A 26,011-nucleotide genomic window follows, 5' to 3' on the forward strand; every position below is an offset into this window, starting at 1 on the left:
TGGTCAGGCGGTGCCCGGACCGGGACCGCCTGACCGGTCGCCAGGGCCCGTGACCGGGAGTCCGGCCGCACGCCAAGCCTGGAAGCCGCCTTCCAGGTCGGTCGCCCGGTGCAGTCCCAGCTCCCGCAGCGAGCGGGCGGCGAGGCTGGAGGCGTAGCCCTCGTTGCACACCACGACCACGAGCAGGTCGAACGCCTTGGGGTCTCCCCAGGCCCCTCGGGCCGGGGGGAAGGCCTCGGGGGAGCGGTGCGGGCAGGTCGGGTCGAGGCGCCACTCCAGCTCGTTGCGTTCTACGACGAGGGCTCCGGGGATGGTGCCGTCCCGTTCACGCAGGGCCGCGTAGCGGATGTCGACGAGCAGGGCGTCCTCGTCGCGCCGTGCGCGTGCGGCGGCCTCCGGGGTGAGGCGGGCCAGGCCCGAGCGGACCGACTCCAGCAGGGAGTCGACGCGGCTCGGGCGGCCGTCATCTGGCGGGCCGGGTGCCGGGTGCGGACCGGGGCGCGGATCGGCGGCGCCGTCCGCCGGGGGCGGCTGAGGGGCGCGTACCTGCTCCGTCATTCCCACTCGCCCGGACGCTCGATCTGTTCCAGGCGCAGCAGCGATCCCGTACGGCTGTAGCGGCGCATCAGCGGAAGCGGCGGGTAGTAGGCGTGCACGGAGATCGCGTGCTGGTCCTCGGTTTCGTTGAGCACCTGGTGCACGTGGTGGGGGCCGAAGGCGCGTCCGCGGCCCTCGGTGAGCTGCCGTTCGCGGTCGACGCCGTCCGCGAGTTCCAGCGTCTTCCACCCCTCGGTGGGGATGCGGGCGGCGAGGGACTGCTCGGTGAGGCGACCGCGGGCCGTGGTGAAGGCGCCGTGGGAGCCGCCGTGGTCGTGCCAGCCCGTACCGGTGCCGGGGGGCCAGCCGATGATCCATGCCTCGCTGCCGCCGGGGCCGTTGAGCCGCAGCCATGTGCGGCCCTCGGGGTCGAGGGGGAGGGAGGCGACGAGTCCGGCGTCGGCGGCAGTCCTGCGTACGAAGTCGAGAAGCTCTGCCTGGGTGGGGGCGGGAGCGTCGGCTGCCCCGGCGGGCGAGCCGGTGCCGGTACCGGCAGCGGAGGCGGGCCCGGAGACAGAACCGGAAGGAGAACCGGAACCGGATTCGGAACCGGACACAGGTGTTGCGGGGGATGCGGAAGACACGGAAACCGTCCTGGATGCGATCGAAGGGCGCGCTCACCGACTGAGCGCGGCATGGCCTGACTTGATCAGCAGGACGGACGACACACGCAGCCCACGTAGCGGAGAAGGTCGAGATGGACCCTCCGCCAGGGGTGCAGTGCGGTGCCGTTCATGCGGTGGAGTGAAACACGAGTCCGTGTGGTGGTCAACTTGCGTCCACGTACGGGGCGATGGGGTGCCGCGACGGAGCGCTGCACACGGAACGGCCCGTGTGCAGCGGCGGCCGGCACCGGTCGGCCTCCTCCGCCTATGCGTCGGCGACCGTGCTCAGTTCGACCTCGTCGCGGCGTACGTCGCGCTCGTCCGCGTCGATGGAGCGGCGCAGCGCCTCGTGCAGGCGTCCGGGGGTCAGTACGCCGACGAAGCGGTCGGCGTCGTCCAGCACCGCGATCCAGCCCGCGTCGTGCTGGAGCATGCTGCTGAACGCCTGCTTCAGGGGCGAGCCGAGCGGCAGCCATGCCTCCATGCGGCGCGCGTGGTCGGCGACGGTCGGAGGTCCGGCGGCTTCCCCGGACCCTCGGCTTCCGGCACCGGCACCGGCCCCGCTTCCGGATTTCGGCGGGGTGTCCACGGCCTCGGCCGCGAGCCAGCCGTGCAGCTCGTCCGCGTCGTCGAGCACCACCGCCCATCTCGCGCCCTGGCTGCGCATGCGCGTACGGGCCTTGTCGAGCGGGTCGTCGAGGTGCACGACGGGCGGCTCCTCCAGGTCGCCCCGTTCGATGGGGGTGACCGACAGCCGCTTGAGTCCGCGGTCGGCGCCGACGAAGTCGGCCACGTACGGAGTGGCCGGTGCGCCCAGCACCTTCGCCGGAGGGTCGAACTGCTCGATGCGGCCCTCTCCGTAGACCGCGATGCGGTCGCCGAGCCGTACGGCCTCCTCGATGTCGTGCGTGACGAAGAGGACCGTCTTGTGGAGCGTCGACTGGAGCTTCAGGAACTCGTTCTGGAGGTGCTCGCGCACGACCGGGTCCACGGCTCCGAACGGCTCGTCCATCAGCAGCACCGGCGGGTCCGCGGCGAGCGCGCGTGCGACGCCGACGCGCTGCCGCTGGCCTCCGCTGAGCTGGTCCGGGTAGCGGTCGCCGTAGCGGGACGGGTCGAGGCCCACGAGGTCGAGCAGTTCGGCCGCGCGCTTGCGTCGTTCGGTCTTGGACCAGCCCAGCAGGTAGGGGACGGTGGCGGTGTTGTCGAGCACCGACTTGTGCGGGAAGAGGCCGACCTGCTGGATGACGTAGCCGATGCGGCGGCGCAGTTCGACCGGGTCGACGGCGGAGATGTCCTCGCCGTCGAGGAGAATTCGGCCCGAGGACGGCTCGATGAGCCTGTTGACCATCTTCATGGTGGTCGTCTTGCCGCAGCCGGACGGGCCGACGAGCGTGACGAGCTCCCCCTGCGCCACCTCCAGCGACAGTTCGTGCACGGCGGTGGTGCCGTCCGGGTAGCGCTTTGTGACGTTCTCGAAGCGGATCATCGTCTCAATCTCATCGCTCGGCTCGGCCGTCCGTGGTCCCGGTGAATTCTGCCGGGCGCCGGATGAAGTGTGTGTTGCAGGAGTGTGGCAGTTCGGAACCGCTGTCGGTAGCGGGCTGTAGGGTCTCCCGGCATGCTTGCGGGCGCGCGGCGTCGTCGGCGGCAGCGCTGCGGCAGTCGTACGTGAATCCGTACGGACGCAACCGGGCGGGGCGGGAATCGGACATGAGACTCGGAGATGGGACGGGGTGAGCGGCTTGAGCGGCGCCGGGCAACTGGCGGCCCTCGCAGGGCCCCTCGCGAAGCCGGGAGGCGACTGCCTCGCCGCGAACGACTGGATATGCGCCGAATACGTGCGCTCGCGCGGCCAGGAGCTGACGGACGCCACCGTCGAGCACGTGTGGATCACCGTCGTCTCGGTGCTGCTGGCGCTGCTCGTCGCCTTTCCGCTGGCGCTCGCCGCCCGGCGCTGGCAGCGGGCGTACGGGCCGGTGCTGGGGCTGACGACCGTGCTCTACACCGTGCCCTCGCTGGCGATGTACGCGTTGCTGCTGCCGCTCTTCGGGGTGGGCGCCGCGGTCGTGGTGACCGGGCTGGTGCTGTACTCGCTGACCGTGCTCGTACGGAACATCCTCGCGGGCCTGGAGTCCGTTCCCGACGAGGCCCGTGAGGCCGCCCGCGGCATGGGCTACGGCCCGTACCGGCTGCTCTTCGGGGTCGAACTGCCGCTCGCGCTGCCCGCGTTGATGGCCGGCGTGCGCATCGCGACGGTGTCGGCGGTGGCGCTGACGACCGTCGGTGCGATCGTCGGCTTCGGCGGCCTCGGCAATCTCATCTACGACGGCATGGACAGCTTCTTCAGGGCGCAGGTGCTGACGGCGTCGGTGATCTGCGTACTGCTGGCGGTGCTCGCGGATGTGCTGCTGCTGGGTTTGCAGCGGCTGCTCACGCCCTGGGTGCCTTCGGGCAGGCGGGGGCGCGGTCGTGGACAGGGCAGCGGGTCCGGGTCCCGTTACGGATTCGGGCGGGCGCGTAAGGGCGGCGCGGGCGAGGCGGACGCGGCGGACTGCATCGACGGCACGGGCGTCGGCTCCGGCGGTGCGGGGCCAGGCTCCCGGGCGCCCGGCGAGCCCGAGCCGGCCGGCAAGGGGGCGTGACGGTGGGCTTCTTCGTGGACGCGTGGACGTGGCTGACGACCGGCGCCAACTGGACGGGCGGCGACGGCGTGACGCACCGCCTCTCCCAGCACCTCTTCCTGACCCTGGTCTGTCTCGGCGTGGCCTGCGCCGTCGCCCTGCCTGTGGCCCTGTGGCTCGGGCATGTGGGCCGTGGCGGGGCGCTCGCGGTGAACATCTCCAACGTGGGCCGCGCGGTGCCCACTTTCGCGGTGCTGGTGCTGCTGACGCTCAGCCCGCTCGGCAAGTACGGCGACGTGCCGACGATCGTCGCGCTGGTGCTGTTCGCACTGCCGCCGCTGCTGACCAACGCCTACGTCGGAATGCGCGAGGCCGACCGCGACGTGGTGGAGGCCGCACGCGGAATGGGCATGTCCGGCTGGCAGCTTCTGTGGCGGGTCGAAGTGCCGCTCGCCTTCCCGCTGATCATGACGGGCGTGCGGTCGGCCGCCGTACAGGTCGTGGCCACGGCGACGCTGGCCGCGCTGCCTGGCGGTGGCGGGCTGGGCCGGATCATCACGGCGGGCTTCGGTACGTACGACACCCCGCAGGTCGTCGCCGGTGCCGCGCTCGTCGCGGCGCTCGCGCTGCTGGTCGAGGGGGTGCTGGTGGCCGGGGAGCGGCTGCTGGACCCGATGCGGGGGCGGCGCGGTGGCGGGAAGGCGAGGCGCGGGCCGCGTTCCGAGTCGAAGTCGGCGGCGCATGCGGCCGGTTCGGGAGAGACGGGCAGCGATGAGACGGGCCCTGAAGAGACGGGCTCAGATGAGACGGGGTCCGAAGAGGCGGGGCCCGATGAAAAGGTGATGTCCGCACGGCCGTCCTGAACGCTGACCACCGGCCTCTGGCCAGTGACCGCTCAACTGACCCTGCCTACTGACCTCTGACCTCTGACCTCTGACCTCTGACCTCTGACCTCTGACCTCTGACCTCTGACCTCCGACCACTGACTTCTGACTTCTGACCGACGACTCTTCCCGGCCCGGGGCCGCGAACGCCTCGGGTGATCGCCCCCACGTAGCCGCGTAGTTGACGTAGCTCACGCAGCGCACGTAACTCACGGACCGCACATACCCCACGTATTGCACATACCCCTACGAACGGTGTGGACATGAAGAACGAGGCAGTGACCCCCGACGAACCGAACCCCCCGAACTCCCAGGAGATCTCGAACTACCCGAAGCCCGCGAGCCGTTCCGTGCCGCGCGGGGCGCGGAGGCTGCTCGCAGCGGGCGGCGCCGTCGCCGTACTCGCCGCGACGCTGACCGCGTGCGGCGGCAACAGCCTGGAGAAGGAGGGCGGCGGCTCCGCGGACGGCGGCTCGAAGGGCGAGATCGTCATCGGATCGGCCGGGTTCACCGAGTCGCAGGTCATGGCGGAGCTGTACTCGAAGCTGCTGACCAAGGCCGGTTACAGCACCTCGATCAGCAAGCTGAAGAACCGCGAGCTGTACGAACCCGCCCTGGAGAAGGGCGAGATCGACGTCGTACCGGAGTACGCGGCGACCCTCGCGGAGTTCCTGAACGCGAAGGAGCACGGCCCGAAGGCGAAGCCCGTCGCCTCCAACGACATCGACGAGACGGTCGCCGCGCTGGAGAAGCTCGCCGAGCCGAGGGGGCTGAGGGTGCTGCCCGCCGGTGAGGCCGTGGACCAGAACGCCTTCGCCGTCAGCGAGGACTTCGCGAAGAAGCACAAGCTCAAGACGCTGACGGACCTCGGCAAGTCCGGCGAGAAGATCAAGCTCGCGGCGAGCGACGAGTGCGAGGAGCGCCCCTTCTGCCGTCCCGGTCTGGAGAAGACGTACGGCATCGACGTCACAGGGGTCGACCCGAAGGGCGTGGGGACGACGCAGGCGAAGGAGGCCGTCAAGGACGGCACCGACCAGCTCGTGCTGACGACCACGACCGACGCGACCCTCGCCGACTTCGGGCTGGTGCTGCTGAAGGACGACAAGGGCCTTCAGAACGCGGACAACGTGCTGCCGGTCGTCAACGCGAAGAAGGCGGGGAACAAGAACGTCGCCGCCGCGCTGGAGAAGCTGACGAAGGTGCTTACGACGGAGGACCTCGCGGACCTCAACAGGAAGGTCGACGCCGAGCGGCAGAAGCCGAAGGACGTCGCCGAGGAGTATCTGAAGGCGGAGAAGCTGCTCTGAGACGGGGCGGTCGGACCCCGGGAGTTCACGCGCCGGCCCTGCGGAGCCCGGTCCTGCGGTGCGCGGTCCCGCGGGGCCGGTAGTCACGGGCATCCGCAGGGCCGCCGCGTGATCGCGAGCCGATCGCGCAGGGGCGGCGGACCGGGAAATTCCAGAAGGGGACAGCCGAGGCGAAAGAGGACAGCACCGGGTTGTGGCGGGGTAACAATGGCCTTCGTCCGGTGCCTGATCGGAGACTCGCACGGTACATTCCAGGCCATGCCTCGTGGACGTCATCGCCATTCGCAGCCACTGCACCGGGCCCTCGCTCCGGCAACGGTCACAGCGGCAGCGCTGCTCTGCGCGGGAGGCGCCTGGCTGTTCGGTGAAGCCGGTTTCGGTGACACGGACACGGTGCTGCTGCGTGTCTGCTCTGCCGGTGCTGCCGCGGCAGCCGTGACCGGCGCCGTACTGCTGCGTACCTGGGACCGTGCGGCAGGCAAACGCGTAGGCGACCTGAAGACCAAGCAGGCGAGCACGGAGTGGCGGGCCGAGGAGCGCCAGGCCGAACTCGAAGGCGAACTCGAGGAACTCCGCCAGGCACGCGAGAAGACCCGGGGCAGGCTGCGGGACAAGCGCGAGGAGCTGGCGCGGCTGCGCAGCGAGCACGCGGACCTGCTGCGCCGGTACGCACACGCCGAGACGGAGCGGGCCAGCGCCCTGGAGGGCAGACGACAGCTCCAGCTCGAATCCGGCGAACCGACGAAGGCACTCACTGCTTCGGCCACCGACCACCGTCATCCGTCGGGGGCGCCCACTCCGCTCACTTATCTCCAGGCGAACGAGGCGCTGCGCAATCTCAGCCGCAACGTCGCACGCAGGCAGGAGCGCGAGGAGCAGGAGCAGGAGGAGCGCGAACGCCAGGAGAGGCTGCGCAAGGAACGCGAACTGCGGGAGCAGGAGCGGGAAGCCGTCCGGCGGGCGGCGCTTCAGAAGCCGGGAACCGTGACGGAGGAGCGCAGGTCGACGGAGCCGGAGGCCGGCAAGTTCGACTTCTTCGGCACCGGCAGCATGGGCAAGCCGAAGCGTCGGGCTAAGCGGCCGTCGGCACCGCAGCAAGGGCTGGGGGCGACGTCCGTACCGGGGCGGACGCGGGAGCCGCGCGAGGCGTCCGAGCTGTTCGAGCGGCGCGACCGCCGGGAGCAGAGCGGCACGGGGGACGAGGCGAAGGATCGTACGAAGTCCGATGCCGCGGCGGAGGACACGGCCGGTACGCCGGAGAAGGCCGGTGCGGCGGACAAGACCGGTGCGGCGGGAGACGCGGAGAAGGCGCGCGAGGGCGCGAAGTCCGGGGCGGCGCGGTCGGAGGCGGCGCCGTCCGCAGTGAACGGCAGCGCCGGTGGCGGGCTGCACGGGCAGGACGGTCCCGGCTCCCGGTCGGATGCGGACGGTACGAAGGCGACGAGCGGCGCGAAGAGCGGGGCGGACGCGGCGCAGCAGGGCTCCGGGAAGGCCGACGACCCGAAGGCTTCCGACGCGAAGACCACCGGGGACGCGAAGGCCACCGGGGACGCGAAGGCTCCGGCAGTGGCGGAGGCTGCGGCAGAGGCGAAGACGACGGCGACGGAAAAGGAAGCCGACGCAGGCCGAGCCAAGGAGACCGAAGCCAAGGACGCCAAGGAGCCCACGGCGAAAGACGCCAAGGAGCCCACGGCCGCGAACCGGACCGGCCGCCATGCCCGGCGCGACGAAGGCATACGGGAAGCGTCCCCGGCGGCATCGGCATCGATATCCGGATCGACTTCCGCGTCGGCGGCGACATCGGTGTCGGCCTCTGGAGCGGCGTCGACGGGCGCCGGTGGCAAGGACTCCGGGCGGACGGGCTCCGTACCGGAAGCGGACGCCAAGTCCCGTGAGCGCGGGGCGCGTTCGGCCTCCGGGAAGTCCGGCCAAGGACACGAGTCCGAGGAGCCGAAGAAGGACGACGCACAGGACCCGAAGAGGGACGGCCTCACCGGGAAGGGCCCGGCCGGTGCCGCGGACGCTCCCGGCAGCAAGCCCACGCAGAACGGAACGCCCTCGAAGGCGGAGAGCAAGCCCGCCTCTGAGCCCAAGTCCGCCTCGGACTCCAAGCCCGCCTCTGAGCCCAAGTCCGCCTCGGAGGAGGGGCCCGAATCGAATCCGGGATCGGGGAGGACCCCGGAGCCGGAGGCGGAACAGAAGACGACTTCGGAGAGAAACCCGGAGACGGAACAGAGCCCGGAGACGGACCCCGAGCCGGAGCCGGAGCCGGGCCGGAAGCCGGGGGCGGAGAAGAAGCCCGAATCCGGGAAGAAGCCGGAACCGGGACCCGGGGCCGCGGCCAAGACCGGGCCCGCGCCTGCGAACGAGTCGAAGCCTGAGGCCGACTCGAAGGCCGAGGAGGGCTCCGAGCCGAAGTCGGAGGCCGAGCCGAAGTCGGAGACCGAGCCGAAGTCTGAGACCGGGTCGGAATCCGAGGGCGAGCCGAAGTCGGAGACCAAGTCGTCAGAGTCTGACCCGAAGTCCGGGACCGCGAAGTCCGACGCCGACTCCCAGATCAAGGACGGTTCCGAGCAGAAGCCGGGGCATCCGACGGCCAAGGCGCGCAGCTCCGCGAACTCCAAGCCGAGGTCCGACTCCGGGGTGCGCAATGCGAGTTGAGCCGGGCACCCGGCTTCGCAGCCCTGCCCCGTAGCCCGTACTCGCCGACTGCTCGCCGACTACTTGTCGCTTACTTGTCGATGTCGCCGACCACGAAGAAGAACGAGCCCAGGATCGCCACCATGTCGGCGACCAGCGTGCCCGGCAGCAGCTCCGTCAGCGCCTGGATGTTGTTGAAGGACGCCGACCTGAGCTTGAGCCGGTAGGGCGTCTTCTCGCCCTTGGAGACCAGGTAGTAGCCGTTGAGGCCGAGCGGGTTCTCCGTCCAGGCGTAAGTCGCGCCCTCCGGTGCCTTGAGTACCTTCGGGAGGCGCTGGTTGACCGGGCCGGGCGGCAGTCCGGCGAGGCGGTCGAGGCAGGCGTCCGCCAAGTCCAGTGAGTTGTGGGCCTGTTCGAGTAGCACCTCGAAGCGGGCGAGGCAGTCGCCCTCGCGCCTGGTGACGACCTTGAGGGTGTCCCGCAGTTCCCCGTACGCGAGATACGGCTCGTCGCGGCGGAGGTCGAAGTCCACTCCGGAGGCACGGGCGATGGGGCCGCTGACGCCGTAGGCGTGCACCGTCGCCTGATCGAGTACGCCCACGCCTCGCGTGCGCCCGCGGAAGATCTCGTTCCCCGTCACCAGGCGGTCGAAGGTGTCCATCCGGGACCGCACGTCCGAGACCGCCTGCCGTGCCCGGGACTGCCATCCGGCCGGAAGGTCCTCCTTCAGCCCGCCGACGCGGTTGAACATGTAGTGCATCCGGCCGCCGGAGATCTCCTCCATCACGTGCTGCAACTCCTCGCGTTCGCGGAACGCGTGGAAGACGGGCGTGATGCCGCCGAGTTCCAGCGGATAGGAGCCGAGGAACATCAAGTGGTTGAGCACGCGGTTGAGTTCGGCGAGCAGCGTCCGCGTCCACACGGCACGCTCGGGGACCTCCATGCCGAGCATGCGCTCGACGGCGAGGACGACGCCGAGTTCGTTGGAGAAGGCGGAGAGCCAGTCGTGGCGGTTGGCGAGGACGATGATCTGCCGGTAGTCGCGCGCCTCGAAGAGCTTCTCCGCGCCCCGGTGCATATAGCCCACGATGGGTTCGACCGCGCTGATCAACTCGCCGTCCAGGACGAGTCGCAGCCGCAGCACGCCGTGCGTGGAGGGGTGCTGGGGGCCGATGTTGAGCACCATGTCGGAGCTGTCGGCGGCGCCGCCGACGCCGACCGTGGTGTGCGTGCCCCGGCCGTCCGTCGGGCCGCCGGCCGGGGCGCCGGGGGTCGCGGCGGTGCCGTGCCCGGTGCCGTCCGTCGTCGTCCGCTGACTCATGCGCTCAGTCTCGCACCCGTGGCGGCAGGGGACTCCGGGAGCCCACAGCCCGTAGCGGACAGCGGGTAGTCGCGAGCCCCGGCGGCCCGTCTCCGGGGTTACGTTCCCGAGCCTGCCCCGGTGTCGGTGCCCGGCCGTAGGGTTGGCGCATGAATACGGGGACGGAGACGCGCGACGCGGAGAGGGCGGGGGAGCCCGTGCGCTGGAGCGGCGTCGAGCGTGCGCTGGTGCGGATGCGCCGGGTGGTGCTGCTGTGCGCGCTGGGGCCGCTTGCGCTCGCAGCGGGCGCCGGGCTGTGGCTGCTCGCGGGCCCGCCGTGGGCGGCGTTCGCGCTGCTGCCCACGGCGGTCGCGGTGTGGGGCTGGGGCGCGCTGGAGCGCAACTGGCGCTCGTGGCGTTACGCGGAGCGCGCCGACGACCTGCTCATCAGCCGCGGCGTGCTCTGGCGGGAGTTGACGGTGGTGCCGTACGGGCGGATGCAGCTCGTCGAGGTCACGTCGGGACCGCTGGAGAGGCGGTACGGGCTGGCACGCGTCCAGTTGCACACGGCCGCCGCGACGACGGACGCCGAGATCCCGGGGCTCGTACCGGAGGAGGCGGAACGCCTGCGCGACCGGCTCACGGAACTCGGCGGCGCCAGGTCGGCCGGGCTGTGAGCGGGGCCCCGCGTCCGACGTCGGACCAGGAAGCGAGCCCGGGCCCGAACACGAACCCGGACCCAGTCCCGGACCCGGACCCGGCCGCGGACCGGGAGCACGCCGGGGCGCACGGCCGCGCGGAGGGCAAGCGGCTGCACCCCGTCACACCGTGGCGGCGTGCGTGGGCGCCCGTCGCCGGGCTCGTCGCCTTCGCCCTGCACGACTTCGAGCGCATCCGCGAGTGGTACACGCAGCTCACGCCCGGCCGCCTCCTGCTGGCCTTCGCCGTGCTGCTGCCCCTCGCGGCGGGGTACGGATTCCTGTCCTGGTGGTTCACCAGCTATCTCGTCACCGACACCGAGCTGCGCATCCGTACGGGTCTGGTCTTCCGGCGCACGGCGCATATCCGGCTCGACCGAGTCCAGGCCGTCGACGTCGGGCGGCCGCTTCTGGCGCGGGTGGCGGGAGTCGCCAAGCTCAAGCTGGACGTCGTGGGCGCCGAGGCGAAGGACGAACTGGCTTTCCTCGGCGAGCGCGAGGCGGTCGCCCTGCGCGCCGAACTGCTCGCCCGCGCCGCCGGGATCGCCCCCGAGGCCGCCCCGGAGGCGGGCGAGGCCCCGGCCCGCGAGATGCTCCGCGTCGACACGCGCACGCTCGTCACCGGGCTGCTGCTGATGGGCAGCGGCTGGGGCGCTCTGCTCGCGGCGGTGCTCGTCCCGGTCGTCGTGTACGCCGCCAGCGACAGCGTGCTGGGGGCCGTCGCCGCCCTCGCGCCAGCCCTGGGCGGTGTCTGGGCCGGTACGGGCGGACGTCTGCTCAAGGAGTACGACTGGACGGTCGCCGAGTCGCCCGACGGGCTGCGCCTGGACCACGGCCTGCTGGACCGCGAGCACGCCACCGTGCCTCCGGGCCGCGTCCAGTCCATACGGATCACCGAGCCGCTGCTCTGGCGTCGACGGGGCTGGGTGCGCGTGGAGCTGGAGATCGCGGGCGCCGGCAAGGACAAGGGCGGCGTGCTGATCCCCGTGGCGACGCGAGACGACGCGGCAGGCGTACTGGCGCGGGTGCTGCAGGGCGTGGACCTCGCCGCGGCGGCGGGCGTCGCCGCTCCGGTCCCGCGCCGCGCACGCTGGTGTCTGCCGCTGCTGTGGCGCGGCTGCGGGCACGGGACCACCGACGCCGTCTTCGTCACCCGCAGCGGCCTGGTCAAGCGCCGGGTCACGCTCGTACCGCATGCGAAGGTGCAGAGCGTGCGCCTCGTACAGGGGCCGTGGCAGCGGAAGTTGAGGCTCGCGGACGTGGCCGTGGACCACGGTGCGAACGGATGGACGGCGGCTCGGCTGAGGGACGCCGACGAGGCGTACGCCTTGGTGCACGCGCAGGCGGAACGGTCGCGGACGGGGCGCCGGGAGGCGCGTCCCGACCGGTGGATGACGGGGGGAGCGGGGGCGGGCGCGACGGACGGCGATGCGCCTGGCGCTGCGGGCGGAGAGACGCCGGACGCCGCAGAGGGAGAGACGGACGGCGATGCGCCCGGTGCGTCGGCGGCGAAGGCCGGGCGGTCCCCGAAGCCGCCCGCCACGGCTGCCATTGAGGACGAGGACCCGTCAGCCGAAGGGTGACGGGACGCCGCCTACGGGTTGGATCAGCCAGCCGAAGGCGCCGAGCCCGCCTCGGTCGGTCAGCTCAGCGGCCTCACCGGCCGACGCCAACTGCCGTACGTATGCGGCCGGATCGCTCGACGCGAGGGAGAGCGGCGGGCGTGCGCCGTCGATCCCCAGGATGTGGAGGGCGTCGCGCTGGGAGCGCACGGCGGGAGCGGTGGAGCCCGGGGCACCGACTGAGCCAGGGGCCTCCGAGCCGGCCGCACCTGGGCCTGCGGTGCCCGTTCCGGTGGTCCCGGTGTACCTCTCCACCGCCGCGTGTGCGCCTGCCGCCGCGCATGCGTCCAGCGCTACGTGTGCGGTCAGATCCCGGCTGCCGTCCGGTACGGGCGACACCTCGCGGCCGTCGAGATAGCCGGTGAGCGTGCCGAAGAGAGGGCGGTCCGCGCGGAAGTGCGCGTAGTCGACGGCGACGGCCAGGCCACGGGACAGGGTCCGCACGGCAGCGGCCCACGCCTCGTCACGGGGCAGCCCGATCTCGGCACGCAGCCCGGGTTCGCCGGTGCGGCCGGGGCCGACTGCTTCGCCGTGCTTGCCGGGTTCGCCGGACCCACCGGGCTCGCCGGGGCCGTCCGACCCAGCGGTCTCCCCGGTCTCCCCGGTGGTCTCGGGCTCGGGCTCCGGTGCAGCCGGACCGTCCGCGCCCAGGGGCCACCAGCGGCGCAGCCAGTCCGCGTCCGGACCGTGTACCGGTTCGCCGAGCCGTTCGGCGCCGTCCGAGGTACGTACGAGCACGGTGCGCGGAACGCCGTCGGAGTCGTTCTCCGCGACGTCGAGCGGGACGTTGTCGAGCCATTCGTTGGCGAACAGCAGACCGGACAGCGACGCGGGGGCAGGCAGCCGGTGCGACCAGACGATTCGCTCGTCGAGACCGGGGGGACGGGGCGCGCGTTCCACCGCGTAAGGGCGGACGCGCTCGGAGACCTCGTCGGGCAGCGCCTCCAGTACGCCGGTCAGCAGCTCGCCACGGCCCGCGCCCACGTCCACCATGGCGAGCTCTCGGGGGCGGCCCAGCTCGTCGTCGACGTGGCGCAGCAGGCGTGCGACCGCGATGGCGAAGAGCCGTGAGACGTGCACGGACGTACGGAAGTGGGCGGCGGGCGGCTCGCGTTCATAGAACCCCGGGCCCGCGTCCTCGGCCCCCTCTGCCGCGCCGCTCTCCGCCGGGCAGTCGGTGCCGTAGAGCGCCCGCCTGGCCGCGGCCTGCCACGGCAGCCAGAGACCGTCGTCGCAAGGGGAGTCCGCGGGGCCGCCCGCCGCTTCGCCGCCTCCCCGTTCTCTCGTGTCCACGTCGAGCCACGTTAGGCGAGCCGTGCGGACGGGCCTCCTCCACCTTGCGGAGTATGCGGGCGCTCAGGGATCGGCCGCCGGTCTGACCCCTGCACGTGCCCGGCCTGAATACGCTGTGTTATGTGAACCGCATCTACGACTTCATCCGCCGGCATCCCACTTGGGTGGACTGCTGGTGGGCTCTGCTGCTGCTGATGATGTCGGCGGTGTGGCTCATATCGAGCGTGGAGAGCGACGGCGAGGGGCTGCCCCAGGGGCCGAAGGAGCAGATAGCCGCGGTCCCCATCGTTCTGGCGATGTGCACGGTGGTCGCGCTGCGCCGCCGCGTACCGGAGAAGATGCTGGTGCTGGCCACGGGCACCGGCGTGGCACAGGTCGTCACCCACGTGGCCATCGGCCCCAGCAACTTCGCCATGCTGGTGATCGTCTTCACCGTGGCCTCCCGCAACATCCGCTGGGCGTCGCGCTTCGCTCTCTGCGGCGCCCTGCTCGCCCCGACCATCGCCACGCTGCGCTGGCCGGACGAGGACCAGACGCTGGCCGGGACGATACTCGGCGACGTCTTCCTGACCGTCACGTTCCTGCTGGCCTGGGTGCTGGGCGACTCGCTGCGTACCCGGCGTGCCTACTACGCGCAGCTGGAGGAGCGCGCGACTCGTCTGGAGAAGGAGCGCGAGGCACAGACCAAGATCGCGGCGGCTGCCGAACGGGCCCGTATCGCCCGGGAGTTGCACGACGTCGTCGCGCACAACGTCTCGGTGATGGTGGTGCAGGCCGACGGCGCCGCCTACGTACTGGACTCGGCGCCCGACCAGGCCCGGCAGGCACTGGAGACCATCTCCGGCACGGGCAGGCAGGCTCTCGCGGAGATGCGCCGCCTGCTGGGCGTGCTGCGTACGGGAGAGGGCGGAGCCGCGGCGTCCGGTGCCAACGGACATCCGGGCCGTGAGGGCAGGGACGGCGCGGGCGAGTATCTGCCGCAGCCCGGGATGGAGCAGCTCTCGGAGCTGATCGATCAGGTCAGGGGCGCGGGCCTCGACGTCAGCTTCTCGATAGAGGGCACGCCGCGCCCGCTGCCCAGCAGCGTCGAACTGACCGCGTACCGCGTGGTCCAGGAGGCACTGACCAATACGCGCAAGCACGGCGGACCGCAGGTCGGGGCGACCGTCCGGCTCCGCTACGGCCCCGACGAACTGTCGCTGCTCGCCGAGGACGACGGGCGGGGCGCGGAACGCGACCTGTACGAGGACGGCGGTACGGACGGACTGGGGCACGGACTCATCGGAATGCGCGAACGAGTCGGCATGGTGGGCGGCAGCCTGGAGACCGGGCCACGGCCCGGAGGCGGCTTCCGCATCAGCGCCGTGCTGCCGCTGAAGGCCGCCCACTGAGCGGCGGAGGCGGCACCGGCGAGGCGATACAGGGCCCGACTCGTCCTCGTACAGCCCGCATCGGCCCCTGCGGACCAGCTAGCTCCCAGAGTCGCCACAGCCCCACAGCTCCATAGACCCCCAGCCCCATAGACCCACAGCCTGATAGACCGCCAGACCCACCGACCCACAGCCCGTGAAGCCACACAGCCCGTGAGGAAGGGATCGATCCCATGACGATCCGCGTGATGCTCGTCGACGATCAGATGCTGCTGCGCACCGGCTTCCGCATGGTGCTGGCCGCCCAGCAGGACATGGAGGTCGTCGCCGAGGCGGGGGACGGCGCGGAGGCGCTGGCGACGCTGCGTTCGACGGCGGTCGACGTGGTGCTGATGGACGTACGGATGCCGAACATCGACGGAGTGGAGGCGACACGTCGCATCTGCTCGGGCGGCGAGGGCGGCCCCGGTTCGCCGAAGGTGCTGATACTGACGACCTTCGACCTCGACGAGTACGCCTTCTCAGCGCTGAAGGCGGGCGCCAGCGGCTTCATGCTCAAGGACGTGCCGCCGGGTGATCTGCTCGCCGCGATCCGGGCCGTGCACAGCGGGGACGCGGTGGTCGCCCCGAGCACCACCCGGCGCCTCATCGACCGCTTCTCCACGGTGCTTCCCGCGGCCACGCCCGAACCCCTCTCGCATGGGCTGGAGCGGCTTACGGACCGCGAGCGCGAGGTGCTGACCCTCGTCGCGCAGGGCCTGTCCAACGGGGAGATCGCCGCCGAACTGGTGCTCTCCGAGGCCACGGTGAAGACCCATGTGGGCCGCATCCTCGCCAAGCTCGAACTGCGCGACCGCGTGCAGGCGGTCGTGCTCGCATACGAGGCGAAGCTGGTCAGGGCCGGGGGCGGTGGGACGTAAGCCGGGGGTGGTGGGACATGGGAGCGGGACGCGGGGCCCGCACCACACCGGCACCGCACCCAGTCCCCGCACCTGCTCCGGCACCGGCTCGATGTCCCTGTGCCCCCGACTCGGCGTCGCCGTAAGGGAGTTCAGCCGGTTGTGACCATACGCAGGCAGCCGAGGAATCCGGCGAGTGCCTCCCGTACGTCCTCGTCCGACCACGAGAGTCCGGTAGCGGCGACCGTCACCTCGGTCATCGCCAGTCCCGGAGGTGCGCCCGGCGGCTCGGTCCAGCGCCTGAAGAGCAGCGTCCCGGTCTCCTCCGCCTGGCGAGCGCCCGCCTCCGTCAATTCGCCTGCCCCGTAAGGCAGCCAGACCTGGAACTGATGCGTATGGGGCACCCTGGGCCACACCCGCCACCACGAGACCGCGTTCGCGCCCGATCGGCCGGCGCCCGTGTCCGCGCCTTTTCGGTGGGCGTGCGTGGCCGCTTCCGGGACCGCGCCCATACCCGCTTCTGCGCCCGTGCCCGCTTCCGTGGCGGTGCCCGCGTCCGCCAGTGCGCCGTGCAGCGCCTCGGCGACGACCCTCGCATGGGCCACGTAGGCGGGCAGACGCGGCAGTTCGCGTTCCAGCCCCACCAGGGCGGAGAGAGCGGCGGGCCACTGCTGGAAGATCTGGCCGCCGTAGCGGTGGCGCCAGGCCGCGGCCTCCTCGATGACCGTCTCCGGACCGGCGAGCGCCGCCCCCGACAGGCCCCCGAGCGACTTGTAGAAGCTGACGTAGACGGTGTCGGCGAGCGAGGCGATTTCGGGGAGCGTACGGCCGAAGTGGGTGGTGCACTCCCACAGCCGTGCGCCGTCGATGTGCACGACCGCGTCCCGTTCACGTGCCGCGGCGACGGTCGACTCCAGCTCCTCCCAGGACGGCAGCAGGAAGCCCGCCTCGCGCAGCGGCAGTTCGAGCGCCAGCGTGCCGAACGGGTCGGCCAGTTCCCGTACTTCGGCGGCCGTGGGCAGGCGTGGCGCGTCCGTCGGGGTGGTCACGCGCAGACCGGTGAGCTGCCGCAGCGCGTCCCGTTCCCAGCGCACCGGGTGGGCCAGCGGATGCATGGCGACGGTGTCGTTGCCGGTGCGGCCCGCCCAGCAGCGCAGTGCGGCCTGCTGCGCCATCGTCCCGGTGGGGAAGTACGCGGCGGACTCCGTGCCGAGGGCGGCGGCGGTACGGCGCTCCAGTTCGCCGACGATGCCGTCGGGGTTGCCGTAGACGTCCGGCCAGTCGGAGAGGTCGTACGCCTCGGCGCCCTCGGCCGACAGCCGCGCGAGCCGTGCGCCGATGCTCCCGCCGACGGGACTCGGGGCGAGGCTGCGCCGTGCGCCGTTCCACGCGCGCAGCAGTCGTGCGCGTTCCTCCTGCTCGGATGCGGTCATGGCAGGCATCCTCGCGCCGCCCGGGACCGGGCCGCCAGGGTGCACGGGCCGGGGCCCGGCCATCGGGAATCCGGGGCGGTCACGGAGCGCTCGGCTCGGTGCGTACGTGGAGCGCTCCGGGAAGGGCTGGGGCGTACGGCGTCCTGGCGTGCGCCTTGCCGCAGGGCACGTCGCTCCCGAACCTCGTCCGTGCCCGCTTCCCCTGCCCGTTCCCCCGGCTCGTCCCCCCCCCGGCTCGTTCCCTCCCCTCGCTCCCAGCCCTCGCTTCCGCTGCTGACGCCCGTTCGCCGTCGCCCGGCGGTACGGCCCGCGCCCTCGGCGGCCCGCCCCGGCCGCCAGGGAATAGCATGGCCGCAGGACGTCCGGTACCCGGCGAGGACCGGAACGGAATACGGAAGGCCGCCACCCCGTGAACGATCAGACCCCCGCCCAGCCCCCGGACGGCCACCGCCGGGACGCTCACCGGGACGCCCACCCGGACTCTCACCTCCGTGCCGAGGACCGCCCCGCGCGACTGACGGTGGGCGTCGTGGGCACGGGCCGCGTGGGCCCGGCGCTCGCCGCCGCGCTGCGCCAGGCGGGACACCGCCCGGTCGCCGCCTCCGGCGTCTCCGAGCGCTCCCGCAGCCGCGCCGCCGAGCTGCTTCCCGGAGTGCCGCTCGTAGACCCTCCGGAGGTGCTGGCCCGTGCCGAACTGGTGCTGCTCACCGTGCCGGACGACGCGCTCCCCGAGCTGGTCGCCGGGCTCGCGCGTACCGGCGCCTTCAAGCCGGGCCGCCTCATCGTCCACACCTCAGGGCGGTACGGGACGAGCGTGCTCGAACCCGCCCTGCGCCAGGGGGCGTTGCCCCTGGCGCTGCATCCGGTGATGACGTTCACCGGTACGCCCGTCGACGTACAGCGGCTGGCGGGGTGCTCGTTCGGAGTCACCGCGCCCGAGGAGCTGCGGCTGGCCGCGCAGGCTCTCGTCATCGAGATGGGCGGCGAGCCGGAGTGGATCAGCGAGGAGGCACGTCCGCTCTACCATGCGGCGCTCGCGGTGGGCGCCAACCATCTCGTCACGCTCGTAGCGCAGTCCATGGATCTGCTGCGCGCCTCCGGTGTCGAGGCGCCCGCGAAGATGCTGGGGCCGCTGCTGGGCGCCGCCCTCGACAACAGCCTGCGCTCCGGCGACGCCGCCCTCACCGGCCCGGTCGCACGCGGCGACGCGGGCACCGTCTCCGCCCATCTCGCCGAACTCGGCGCACACGCACCGCGCATGGTGGCCAGCTATCTCGCGATGGCGCGCGCCACCGCGGACCGCGCCATCGACAACGGGCTGCTCAAGCCCGAACTGGCCGAGGAACTGCTCGACGTACTGTCCGAAGGGGGCCGTCGCTGATGGACCGCACGGCGGAGAACGCACAGGCGCACGGCCGCACCCCGGCGGACGCGGCGGACACGACGGACCCGGCCCCTGCGGGTGAGGTCCCCATGGACCCGGCCCCTGCGGGCGAGGCAGGCACCGCCCGAGCCGGGCGAAACGGCCGCCAGGGCATACGACTTGTCCGTACGGCGGCCGAACTGCGCGCCACGGCAGCCGAGTCGGCGCCTTCGCGTGACGGCACGGCGAGCGGGCGGCAGGGGACGGCGCTTCGTGCCGTCGTCATGACGATGGGCGCGCTGCACGCCGGGCACGCCGCGCTCGTTCGCGCCGCCCGTGAACGGGTCGGCCCACAAGGGCAGGTGGTCGTCACGGTCTTCGTCAACCCGCTCCAGTTCGGGCCCACGGAGGACTTCGACCGCTATCCGCGCACGCTCGACGCCGATCTCGTCGTGGCCCAAGAGGCGGGCGCGGACGTGGTGTTCGCACCGTCGGTCGCGGAGGTCTACCCGGAGACCGCCGAGCACGGTAGCGGAGGTTCGGGGACCACCTCCGTCGGCTCTCAAGTCCGCATCGCCGCCGGGCCGATGGGCGAGCGCTTCGAAGGGGCGCACAGACCGGGCCACTTCGACGGCGTGCTCACGGTCGTGGCGAAGCTGCTGCACCTCACGGCACCCGACATCGCGCTGTACGGCCAGAAAGACGCACAGCAACTCGCCCTGATACGGCGCATGGTGACGGACCTCAACTTCCCGGTGGAGGTCGTCGCCGTGCCCACGGTCCGCGAGGCGGACGGCATGGCGCTCTCCAGCCGCAACGGCTATCTCTCGGCGGAGGAACGCGCGACCGGACTCGCCCTGTCCAGGGCGCTGTTCGCAGCACGGGACACACTGCCGGACGGCGGCGCACACGCCGCGCTCGCAGCGGCCCGCAAGGTCCTCGACGAGGCCGCCCTCGCCGAACCGCCCCTGCACGTCGACTACTTGGCGCTGATCGACCCCTCCGACTTCACGGAGATCACCGACCTCGGACGGGCCGGCCGGCCGGGCGGGCCTGACCGGCCCTCAGAAGAGACGGGCGAGGCGGCCGTGCTCGCGGTCGCCGGACGAGTCGGCGGCACCCGGCTCATCGACAACGTCCGCCTCCCGCTGGGAGCGGCCCGATGACGGCCGGTCAGGCGCCCCTGCGCGCCCCCGCCCCCGGCTGGCGCATCGACGCCGACGTCGTGGTCGTCGGCTCCGGAGTCGCAGGGCTCACCGCCGCGCTCCGCTGCCACGCCGCGGGCCTGGCCACCGTGGTGGTCACCAAGGCAAGCCTGGACGACGGCTCCACCCGCTGGGCACAGGGCGGCATAGCCGCGGCGCTCGGCGACGGCGACAGCCCGGACCAGCATCTCGACGACACCCTCGTCGCCGGTGCGGGCCTGTGCGACGAGGAGGCCGTACGCACCCTGGTGACCGAAGGTCCCGCCGCCGTACGAAGGCTCATCGGGACCGGAGCCCGCTTCGACACCGACCCCGCCACCGGTGAGATAGAGCTGACCCGCGAGGGCGGCCACCACCGTCGCCGCATCGCGCACGCGGGCGGCGACGCCACCGGCGCGGAGATCTCCCGCGCGCTGCTCGACGCCGTACGCGAACTACGAACGGGGCGCCGGGCGGACCGGGCGGACCAGGCGGACCAGGCGGAGGACCATGGCGCGCACGGCGGTCCGTATGGCAAGGGCGGCTCTGCCCCGGCGGTCCGCGGGGGCCTCCGTACCGTCGAGAACGCGCTCGTACTCGACCTGCTCAAGACGGACGACGGAGCGGCCGCGGGCGTCACGCTGCATGTCATGGGCGAGGGCCAGCACGACGGAGTCGGAGCGGTACACGCACCGGCCGTGGTGCTCGCGACCGGCGGCATGGGCCAGATCTTCTCCGCGACCACCAACCCGCCCGTCTCCACCGGGGACGGCGTGGCCCTGGCGCTGCGCGCGGGCGCGGAGGTCAGCGATCTGGAGTTCGTGCAGTTCCATCCGACGGCGCTGTATCTCGGCGCGGACGCGGAGGGCCAGCAGCCGCTGATCTCGGAGGCGGTACGCGGCGAGGGCGCACACCTCGTCGACGCCGACGGCGTGCGTTTCATGGTGGGCCGGCACGAACTGGCCGAACTGGCACCGCGCGACATCGTCGCCAAGGCGATCATGCGGCGGGCCGCCGAGCGTGGCGCCCAGCCGGGCACCGAGCACATGTTCCTCGACGCCCGCCACTTCGGCGCCGCGATGTGGGAGTCCCGCTTCCCCACGATCCTCGACGCCTGCCGCAGCCACGGCATCGACCCCGTCACCGAACCGATCCCGGTGGCGCCTGCCGCGCACTACGCCAGCGGCGGTGTACGCACCGACCTCCACGGCCGTACGACCGTGCCCGGCCTCTACGCCTGCGGCGAGGTCGCGTGCACCGGCGTGCACGGCGCGAACAGGCTCGCCTCCAACAGCCTGCTGGAGGGCCTGGTCTTCGCCGAGCGCATCGCGGAGGCGGTGGCGCATCAGGCGGATGTACGGCAAGCCGAGGCGCACGCGGGGGCGAAGCGGGACCCGGACCGCCCTGCGGCCGAGACGTACGCCGGCGGGCCCGCCGACGGGCCCGCCGACGCCGGCAGTGCACAGCCGCAGGCGCCCGTCACCCCGCTGCTGCTGCCCCCGAGGCCCGGCCCGTCATCCAGCGCATCATGACGAGCGGCGCCGGAGTCCTGCGGTCGGCAGCCAGCCTCGCGGAGGCAGCGGCCCGCCTCGACTCGCTTCCCGCCGACACGGCGCACAAGCCCGCCGACCCCGGCGTGGAGACCTGGGAGACCGCCAACCTCCATCTCGTCGCCCGCGTGCTGGTCGCCGCCGCGCTACGACGTGAGGAGACCCGCGGCTGCCACTGGCGCGAGGACCACCCGCACCGTGACGACGCCTCATGGCGCCGCCACCTCGTCGTCGGCGTGCGCGGCACAGGCCGTAATCTCGACACCCGCAAAACCCACGACTCGTCCGAACTCGCCCCGCCCGACGCCTCCGAACCCGTCCCGACGAACGTCCTCGACATCCGTACGACCCCGACGACCGCCTTCCCGCCGACGACGGCACCGCACCCGGAGCCCCACGCGGGCCCGTACCGTCCCCGGGCTTCAGCGGCCCCGCCACCACACACCCCTACGGAGAAGCCGTGACCAGCCCCTTCCCGGACTCCCCGGAGGAGCGACGCCCTCTGCCCGTCGACGTGCCCCTGCTCCAGATCGGCGGCCCCGGCTCGTCCGCGACGCCGTCCTACGGCGGCGGCTGCGGCGACTCCTGCGGCTGCGGCGGAGGAGCCGGGAGCGACGCGGACGCATGGGACCTGGACCCGCTGGACTGCGGCCTCGACGCGGACCTCGCACGGCTGCTGGCGGACGCGGGCCTCGACCCCGTACAGGTCGAGGACATCGCGCACCTGGCCGTCGAGGAGGACCTCGACCACGGCGTCGACGTCACCACCGTCGCCACGATCGCCGAAGACGCCGTATCCACGGGGGACTTCACGGCCCGCGAGGACGGGACGGTCGCCGGGCTGCACATCGCCGAGGCGGTGCTGTCGGTGGTCTGCACGGACGAGTTCGAGGTGGAGCGCCACGTCGAGGACGGCGAGCGCGTCGTGGCCGGGCAGCGGCTGCTGACGGTACGCACCCGCACCCGCGATCTCCTCACCGCCGAGCGCAGCGCCCTCAACCTGCTGTGCCGCCTCTCCGGCATCGCGACCCTCACCCGCCGCTGGGCTGACGAGCTGACCCGGGCCGCGACCGCCGCGGACGCCGGCACCCATGCCGAGACACGCGTACGCGACACCCGAAAGACGACGCCGGGCCTGCGTGCCCTGGAGAAGTACGCGGTGCGCTGCGGCGGCGGCACCAACCACCGCTTCTCGCTGTCCGACGCCGCGCTCATCAAGGACAACCACGTGGTGGCGGCGGGCGGCGTCGCGGAGGCGTTCAGACTCGTGAGAGCGGAGTTCCCCGACGTGCCGATCGAGGTGGAGGTCGACCGCCTCGACCAGATCGAGCCGGTCCTCGCCGAGGGTGCCGACCTGATCCTGCTCGACAACTTCACGCCCGACGAGACCGCGGCGGCCGTGGTGCTGGTCGCGGGCCGAGCCCAGCTCGAATCCTCGGGCCGGCTCAGCCTCGACAACGCCGCTCAGTACGCGGCCACCGGCGTCGACTTCCTGGCCGTAGGGGCGCTGACCCACTCCTCGCCGATCCTCGACATCGGCCTCGACCTGCGCGACACGGACGCGGGCGCGGCCGGGACCGGCGAGGACCATGACGTACACGAGGGGCCGGAGGGGCCCGAGGGTCGCGAAGAGGTGGACGACTGATGCTGCTGACCATCGACGTCGGAAACACCCACACCGTCCTCGGCCTCTTCGACGGCGACGACATCGTCGAGCACTGGCGCATCTCCACCGACCCCCGCCGCACGGCCGACGAACTCGCCGTGCTCCTACAGGGCCTGATGGGGATGCACCCGCTCCTCGGCGAGGAGCTCGGCGACAACGTCGAGGGCATCGCCATCTGCTCGACCGTGCCCTCGGTGCTGCACGAGCTGCGCGAGGTCACCCGCCGCTACTACGGCGACATCCCCGCCGTGCTCGTCGAGCCGGGCGTGAAGACGGGCGTGCCGATCCTCATGGACAACCCGAAGGAGGTCGGCGCCGACCGCATCATCAACGCCCTCGCCGCGGTCGAGCTGTACGGCGGCCCCTGCGTCGTCGTCGACTTCGGCACGGCCACCACCTTCGACGCGGTCTCGGCACGCGGCGAGTACGTCGGCGGCGTCATCGCCCCCGGCATCGAGATCTCCGTCGACGCCCTCGGCGTGCGCGGCGCTCAGCTACGCAAGATCGAACTGGCCCGCCCGCGCAGCGTCATCGGCAAGAACACCGTCGAGGCCATGCAGTCCGGCATCCTCTACGGCTTCGCGGGCCAGGTCGACGGCGTAGTGGACCGCATCGCACGCGAACTCACCGACGACCCGGACGATGTGACGGTCATCGCCACCGGCGGCCTGGCCCCGATGGTGCTGGGCGAGGCCACCGCCATCGACGAGCACGAGCCGTGGCTGACCCTGATCGGTCTGCGTCTGGTCTACGAGCGCAACGTGAGCCGCACATAGGGGCTGCCACGCACGGCAGGCCCCGGGCGTCCCGTGGCGGTCGTCTCCGGGGTGCGCACCGCCGCCCCGGGGCATGCGGCCGCTCCGCGGTCCCGGGCCCGTGAGAGTGGGCCTCAGCGCCCCTGCCGTAGGCTTGTGGCCCTGTCCGAAGGAGGCGCGAAAGGCATGGAGTACATCGCGGCACTGACCCCGCCCGTCGTGATGGCGGTGGCATTCACCGCTCTCATCGTCACGATCGTGAAGAGCCAGGGCGGCGCGAACAAGGCCAAGGAAGACGCCGCCGTGGACGCCGCCATCGCACGCGCGGAGAGCGTCCGGCAGAAGAAAGAGAGCTGATCCGGGCTCTCCCCTGCGGTATTCGGGACATCTCCGTCTATTATTCACGGCGTGCCTCGGCCATTGGGAGAGTTGGAAGACACCGTCATGACGCGGGTATGGCGGTGGAACCGTCCGGTCACGGTGCGGGAAGTCCTGGAGGATCTGCGGGACGACCGCTCCATCGCCTACACGACGGTCATGACCGTAATGGACAACCTCCATCAGAAGGGCTGGCTGCGCAGACGCCAAGAAGGCCGTGCCTATCGATATGAGCCGGTCTCCACACGTGCCGCGTACTCCGCCGCACTGATGAACGAAGCCTGGGCGTCGAGTGACAACGCGGCAGCGGCTCTCGTGGAGTTCTTCGGCCGTATGACTCCGGAACAGCTCGACGCCGTACGGGACGCGTTGCGAGTCGTGCAGTTGAACGATGTGCACGTCGATGTCCCGGAGAGAGCGCCGCGCGAGAGTCACTAGGCGCACGAGAACCCAGCAGAACCACCGCTCGGAAGCAGCGCTCGGAAGCGCCGCTCAGAACCGGTGAGCAGAACAGCTTCGGATCTCGTAGGCGAACGCCTGCCGGAAGGCGGCCGTGAAGGGCGGGGACCCGGAGAGCAGTGCCTTGGGCAAGGGCGATAGCGTCCGCTCATGGCGTCAGCATCCCCTTCCGTATCAGAAGTCACCGTTCGCCGAGCACGGACGGCAGATGTGCGCGCTGTGCGACGCCTCATCGATGTCTACTCGCGAGACCGCATCCTGCTCGACAAAGCCACGGTCACCCTTTACGAGGACATTCAGGAGTTCTGGGTCGCGGAACGGGATCACGACGCGGAGGTGGTCGCATGCGGCGCTCTCCACGTGATGTGGGAGGACCTGGCCGAGGTCAGGACACTCGCCGTCGACCCGGCACTCAAGGGCACCGGAGTGGGTCATCTCCTGCTGGAGAAGCTCCTGAACACCGCGCGCTGGCTGGGTGTGCGGCGCATTTTCTGTCTCACCTTCGAAGTGGACTTCTTCTCCGGCCACGGCTTCACGGAGATCGGGGAGACACCGGTCGACGGCGATGTCTACAGCGAACTGCTGCGTTCCTTTGACGAGGGTGTGGCCGAGTTCCTGGGTCTCGAACGGGTGAAGCCGAACACCTTGGGCAACAGCCGCATGCTTCTGCATCTCTGAGTGACGGCACGGTGACCGCCCGAACCACTCGCCCGAGCGATGCGGGAGCCGCTTTGTCCGAAAGATCCCGCCAATCCCGCCGGGGGACCGGACAAACTCAACCGAGGGTTTGTGTTTCTCACCGAAAAGCGGTTTGCTTTCTTCGTCAGTATCAGTAATCGAGTTATCGATGACGAATGGGAGTATGCGGTGGCACAGAAGGTTCAGGTTCTTCTGGTCGACGACCTCGAGGGCGGCGAGGCCGACGAGACAGTGACGTTCGCACTGGACGGGAAGACCTACGAGATCGACCTCTCCACCTCTAATGCGGACAAGCTCCGTACGGTCCTCGAACCGTATGTGAAGGGCGGGCGCCGCACCGGCGGCCGTTCGGCACGCGGAAAGGGCCGTGCCTCCGGCGGCGGCAGCAGCCAGGACACCGCGAAGATCCGTGCTTGGGCCAAGGAACAGGGTTACGAGGTCAACGACCGCGGCCGCGTTCCGGCCAATATCCGCGAGGCGTACGAGAAGGCCAACGGCTGATTGCGGGACTTGAGTGCGGTGCTTCGCCGCAGCGCCCGGCGGCATTCCGCCGCGAAGGCGCCGACGAACCGCACGAGACCGACGCGATCCACCTCACGTCCCGGCTCGGGAGGCCGCGCGCCTTCGGCGGCCTCCCGAGGGTCGTGACCGATACGGCCCTCGGGGATCGATCCGGTATCGCCCT

22 protein-coding genes and 1 pseudogene are annotated in these 26,011 nt (G+C 71.8%); 17 read left to right on the top strand and 6 right to left on the bottom strand.

All coding sequences use genetic code 11. From position 1 onward, the window contains the following. Positions 1-3: 3 nt before the first annotated feature. The 3 genes from MMA15_RS15940 to MMA15_RS15950 all read right to left on the bottom strand — a co-directional run bounded on the left by MMA15_RS15940 (position 4) and on the right by MMA15_RS15950 (position 2,691). The gene (locus tag MMA15_RS15940) at positions 4-558 is read right to left on the bottom strand and encodes a rhodanese-like domain-containing protein (protein WP_241060466.1); all 555 of its coding nucleotides are present in this window, start codon (positions 556-558) and stop codon (positions 4-6) included. After that, positions 555-1,181, bottom strand: coding sequence for a cupin domain-containing protein (locus tag MMA15_RS15945; protein ID WP_241060468.1), 627 nt, complete (start codon positions 1,179-1,181; stop codon positions 555-557). The genes MMA15_RS15940 and MMA15_RS15945 overlap by 4 nt, the downstream gene beginning before the upstream one ends. A gap of 286 nt (positions 1,182-1,467) precedes the next feature. After that, positions 1,468-2,691: an ABC transporter ATP-binding protein gene (locus tag MMA15_RS15950; protein WP_241060470.1), complete on the bottom strand. Its 1,224-nt coding sequence runs from the start codon at positions 2,689-2,691 to the stop codon at positions 1,468-1,470. Positions 2,692-2,947: 256 nt separating this feature from the next. Here MMA15_RS15950 and MMA15_RS15955 point away from each other — a divergent pair, with 256 nt between their 5' ends. The 4 genes from MMA15_RS15955 to MMA15_RS15970 all read left to right on the top strand — a co-directional run bounded on the left by MMA15_RS15955 (position 2,948) and on the right by MMA15_RS15970 (position 8,678). After that, positions 2,948-3,847, top strand: a complete 900-nt coding sequence (locus MMA15_RS15955; protein ID WP_241063222.1) for an ABC transporter permease — start codon at positions 2,948-2,950, stop codon at positions 3,845-3,847. Between the two features lie 2 nt (positions 3,848-3,849). Continuing rightward, the gene (locus MMA15_RS15960) at positions 3,850-4,689 is read left to right on the top strand and encodes an ABC transporter permease (protein ID WP_241063223.1); all 840 of its coding nucleotides are present in this window, start codon (positions 3,850-3,852) and stop codon (positions 4,687-4,689) included. Positions 4,690-4,973: 284 nt separating this feature from the next. Beyond that, on the top strand, positions 4,974-6,017 hold the full coding sequence (locus MMA15_RS15965) for an ABC transporter substrate-binding protein (RefSeq protein WP_241060472.1): 1,044 nt from the start codon (positions 4,974-4,976) through the stop codon (positions 6,015-6,017). 258 nt (positions 6,018-6,275) lie between these two features. After that, positions 6,276-8,678, top strand: coding sequence for a hypothetical protein (locus MMA15_RS15970; protein WP_241060474.1), 2,403 nt, complete (start codon positions 6,276-6,278; stop codon positions 8,676-8,678). Between the two features lie 70 nt (positions 8,679-8,748). Here the strand turns inward: MMA15_RS15970 and MMA15_RS15975 are convergent, their stop codons facing one another. Further along, positions 8,749-9,843 carry an NADH-quinone oxidoreductase subunit D gene (locus tag MMA15_RS15975; protein WP_241063224.1) on the bottom strand — a complete coding sequence of 365 codons (1,095 nt, stop codon included), beginning with the start codon at positions 9,841-9,843 and terminating at the stop codon, positions 8,749-8,751. A 284-nt stretch (positions 9,844-10,127) separates the two neighbouring features. Between MMA15_RS15975 and MMA15_RS28255 the strand changes: the two genes are divergently transcribed. Both MMA15_RS28255 and MMA15_RS15985 read left to right on the top strand, forming a co-directional pair. After that, entirely contained in the window at positions 10,128-10,634 is a 507-nt protein-coding gene (locus tag MMA15_RS28255) for a PH domain-containing protein (RefSeq protein WP_241060476.1), read from the top strand. Beyond that, positions 10,631-12,238, top strand: coding sequence for a PH domain-containing protein (locus MMA15_RS15985; protein ID WP_241060478.1), 1,608 nt, complete (start codon positions 10,631-10,633; stop codon positions 12,236-12,238). Before MMA15_RS28255 ends, MMA15_RS15985 begins: the two co-directional genes overlap by 4 nt. Here the strand turns inward: MMA15_RS15985 and MMA15_RS15990 are convergent. Further along, on the bottom strand, positions 12,224-13,570 hold the full coding sequence (locus MMA15_RS15990; RefSeq protein ID WP_241060480.1) for an SAM-dependent methyltransferase: 1,347 nt from the start codon (positions 13,568-13,570) through the stop codon (positions 12,224-12,226). The genes MMA15_RS15985 and MMA15_RS15990 overlap by 15 nt on opposite strands. 122 nt (positions 13,571-13,692) lie before the next feature. Here MMA15_RS15990 and MMA15_RS15995 point away from each other — a divergent pair, with 122 nt between their 5' ends. Further along, entirely contained in the window at positions 13,693-14,961 is a 1,269-nt protein-coding gene (locus MMA15_RS15995; protein ID WP_241060482.1) for a sensor histidine kinase, read from the top strand. Between the two features lie 212 nt (positions 14,962-15,173). Next, positions 15,174-15,860, top strand: a complete 687-nt coding sequence (locus MMA15_RS16000; protein WP_241060484.1) for a response regulator — start codon at positions 15,174-15,176, stop codon at positions 15,858-15,860. Positions 15,861-15,991: 131 nt separating this feature from the next. Here MMA15_RS16000 and MMA15_RS16005 read toward each other — a convergent pair whose 3' ends face one another. Continuing rightward, on the bottom strand, positions 15,992-17,272 hold the full coding sequence (locus MMA15_RS16005) for a threonine aldolase family protein (RefSeq protein ID WP_241060486.1): 1,281 nt from the start codon (positions 17,270-17,272) through the stop codon (positions 15,992-15,994). 514 nt (positions 17,273-17,786) lie between these two features. Between MMA15_RS16005 and MMA15_RS16010 the strand changes: the two genes are divergently transcribed. The 9 genes and pseudogenes from MMA15_RS16010 to MMA15_RS16055 all read left to right on the top strand — a co-directional run bounded on the left by MMA15_RS16010 (position 17,787) and on the right by MMA15_RS16055 (position 25,827). After that, positions 17,787-18,653, top strand: a complete 867-nt coding sequence (locus tag MMA15_RS16010) for a Rossmann-like and DUF2520 domain-containing protein (protein WP_241063225.1) — start codon at positions 17,787-17,789, stop codon at positions 18,651-18,653. Between the two features lie 92 nt (positions 18,654-18,745). Then, positions 18,746-19,801 (top strand): pantoate--beta-alanine ligase, encoded by a 1,056-nt coding sequence (panC, locus tag MMA15_RS16015; RefSeq protein ID WP_443732565.1) that lies wholly within the window; start codon positions 18,746-18,748, stop codon positions 19,799-19,801. Beyond that, a pseudogene (locus tag MMA15_RS16020) lies at positions 19,798-21,833 on the top strand (L-aspartate oxidase). The gene panC and the pseudogene MMA15_RS16020 overlap by 4 nt, the downstream one beginning before the upstream one ends. After that, positions 21,830-23,014, top strand: a complete 1,185-nt coding sequence (gene nadC / locus MMA15_RS16030; protein WP_241060492.1) for a carboxylating nicotinate-nucleotide diphosphorylase — start codon at positions 21,830-21,832, stop codon at positions 23,012-23,014. The pseudogene MMA15_RS16020 and the gene nadC overlap by 4 nt, the downstream one beginning before the upstream one ends. Then, positions 23,014-23,811 carry a type III pantothenate kinase gene (locus MMA15_RS16035; protein ID WP_241060495.1) on the top strand — a complete coding sequence of 266 codons (798 nt, stop codon included), beginning with the start codon at positions 23,014-23,016 and terminating at the stop codon, positions 23,809-23,811. Before nadC ends, MMA15_RS16035 begins: the two co-directional genes overlap by 1 nt. A gap of 165 nt (positions 23,812-23,976) precedes the next feature. Continuing rightward, complete coding sequence (locus MMA15_RS16040) at positions 23,977-24,147, top strand: hypothetical protein (RefSeq protein WP_241060497.1); 171 nt, start codon at positions 23,977-23,979, stop codon at positions 24,145-24,147. A gap of 51 nt (positions 24,148-24,198) precedes the next feature. Beyond that, positions 24,199-24,606, top strand: coding sequence for a BlaI/MecI/CopY family transcriptional regulator (locus tag MMA15_RS16045; protein ID WP_241060499.1), 408 nt, complete (start codon positions 24,199-24,201; stop codon positions 24,604-24,606). A gap of 171 nt (positions 24,607-24,777) precedes the next feature. After that, positions 24,778-25,305 (top strand): amino-acid N-acetyltransferase, encoded by a 528-nt coding sequence (locus tag MMA15_RS16050; protein ID WP_241060501.1) that lies wholly within the window; start codon positions 24,778-24,780, stop codon positions 25,303-25,305. A gap of 189 nt (positions 25,306-25,494) precedes the next feature. After that, complete coding sequence (locus MMA15_RS16055) at positions 25,495-25,827, top strand: histone-like nucleoid-structuring protein Lsr2 (protein WP_055488851.1); 333 nt, start codon at positions 25,495-25,497, stop codon at positions 25,825-25,827. Positions 25,828-26,011: the final 184 nt, after the last annotated feature.

It is taken from the genome of Streptomyces marispadix, from assembly GCF_022524345.1.
GTDB lineage: Bacteria > Actinomycetota > Actinomycetes > Streptomycetales > Streptomycetaceae > Streptomyces > Streptomyces marispadix.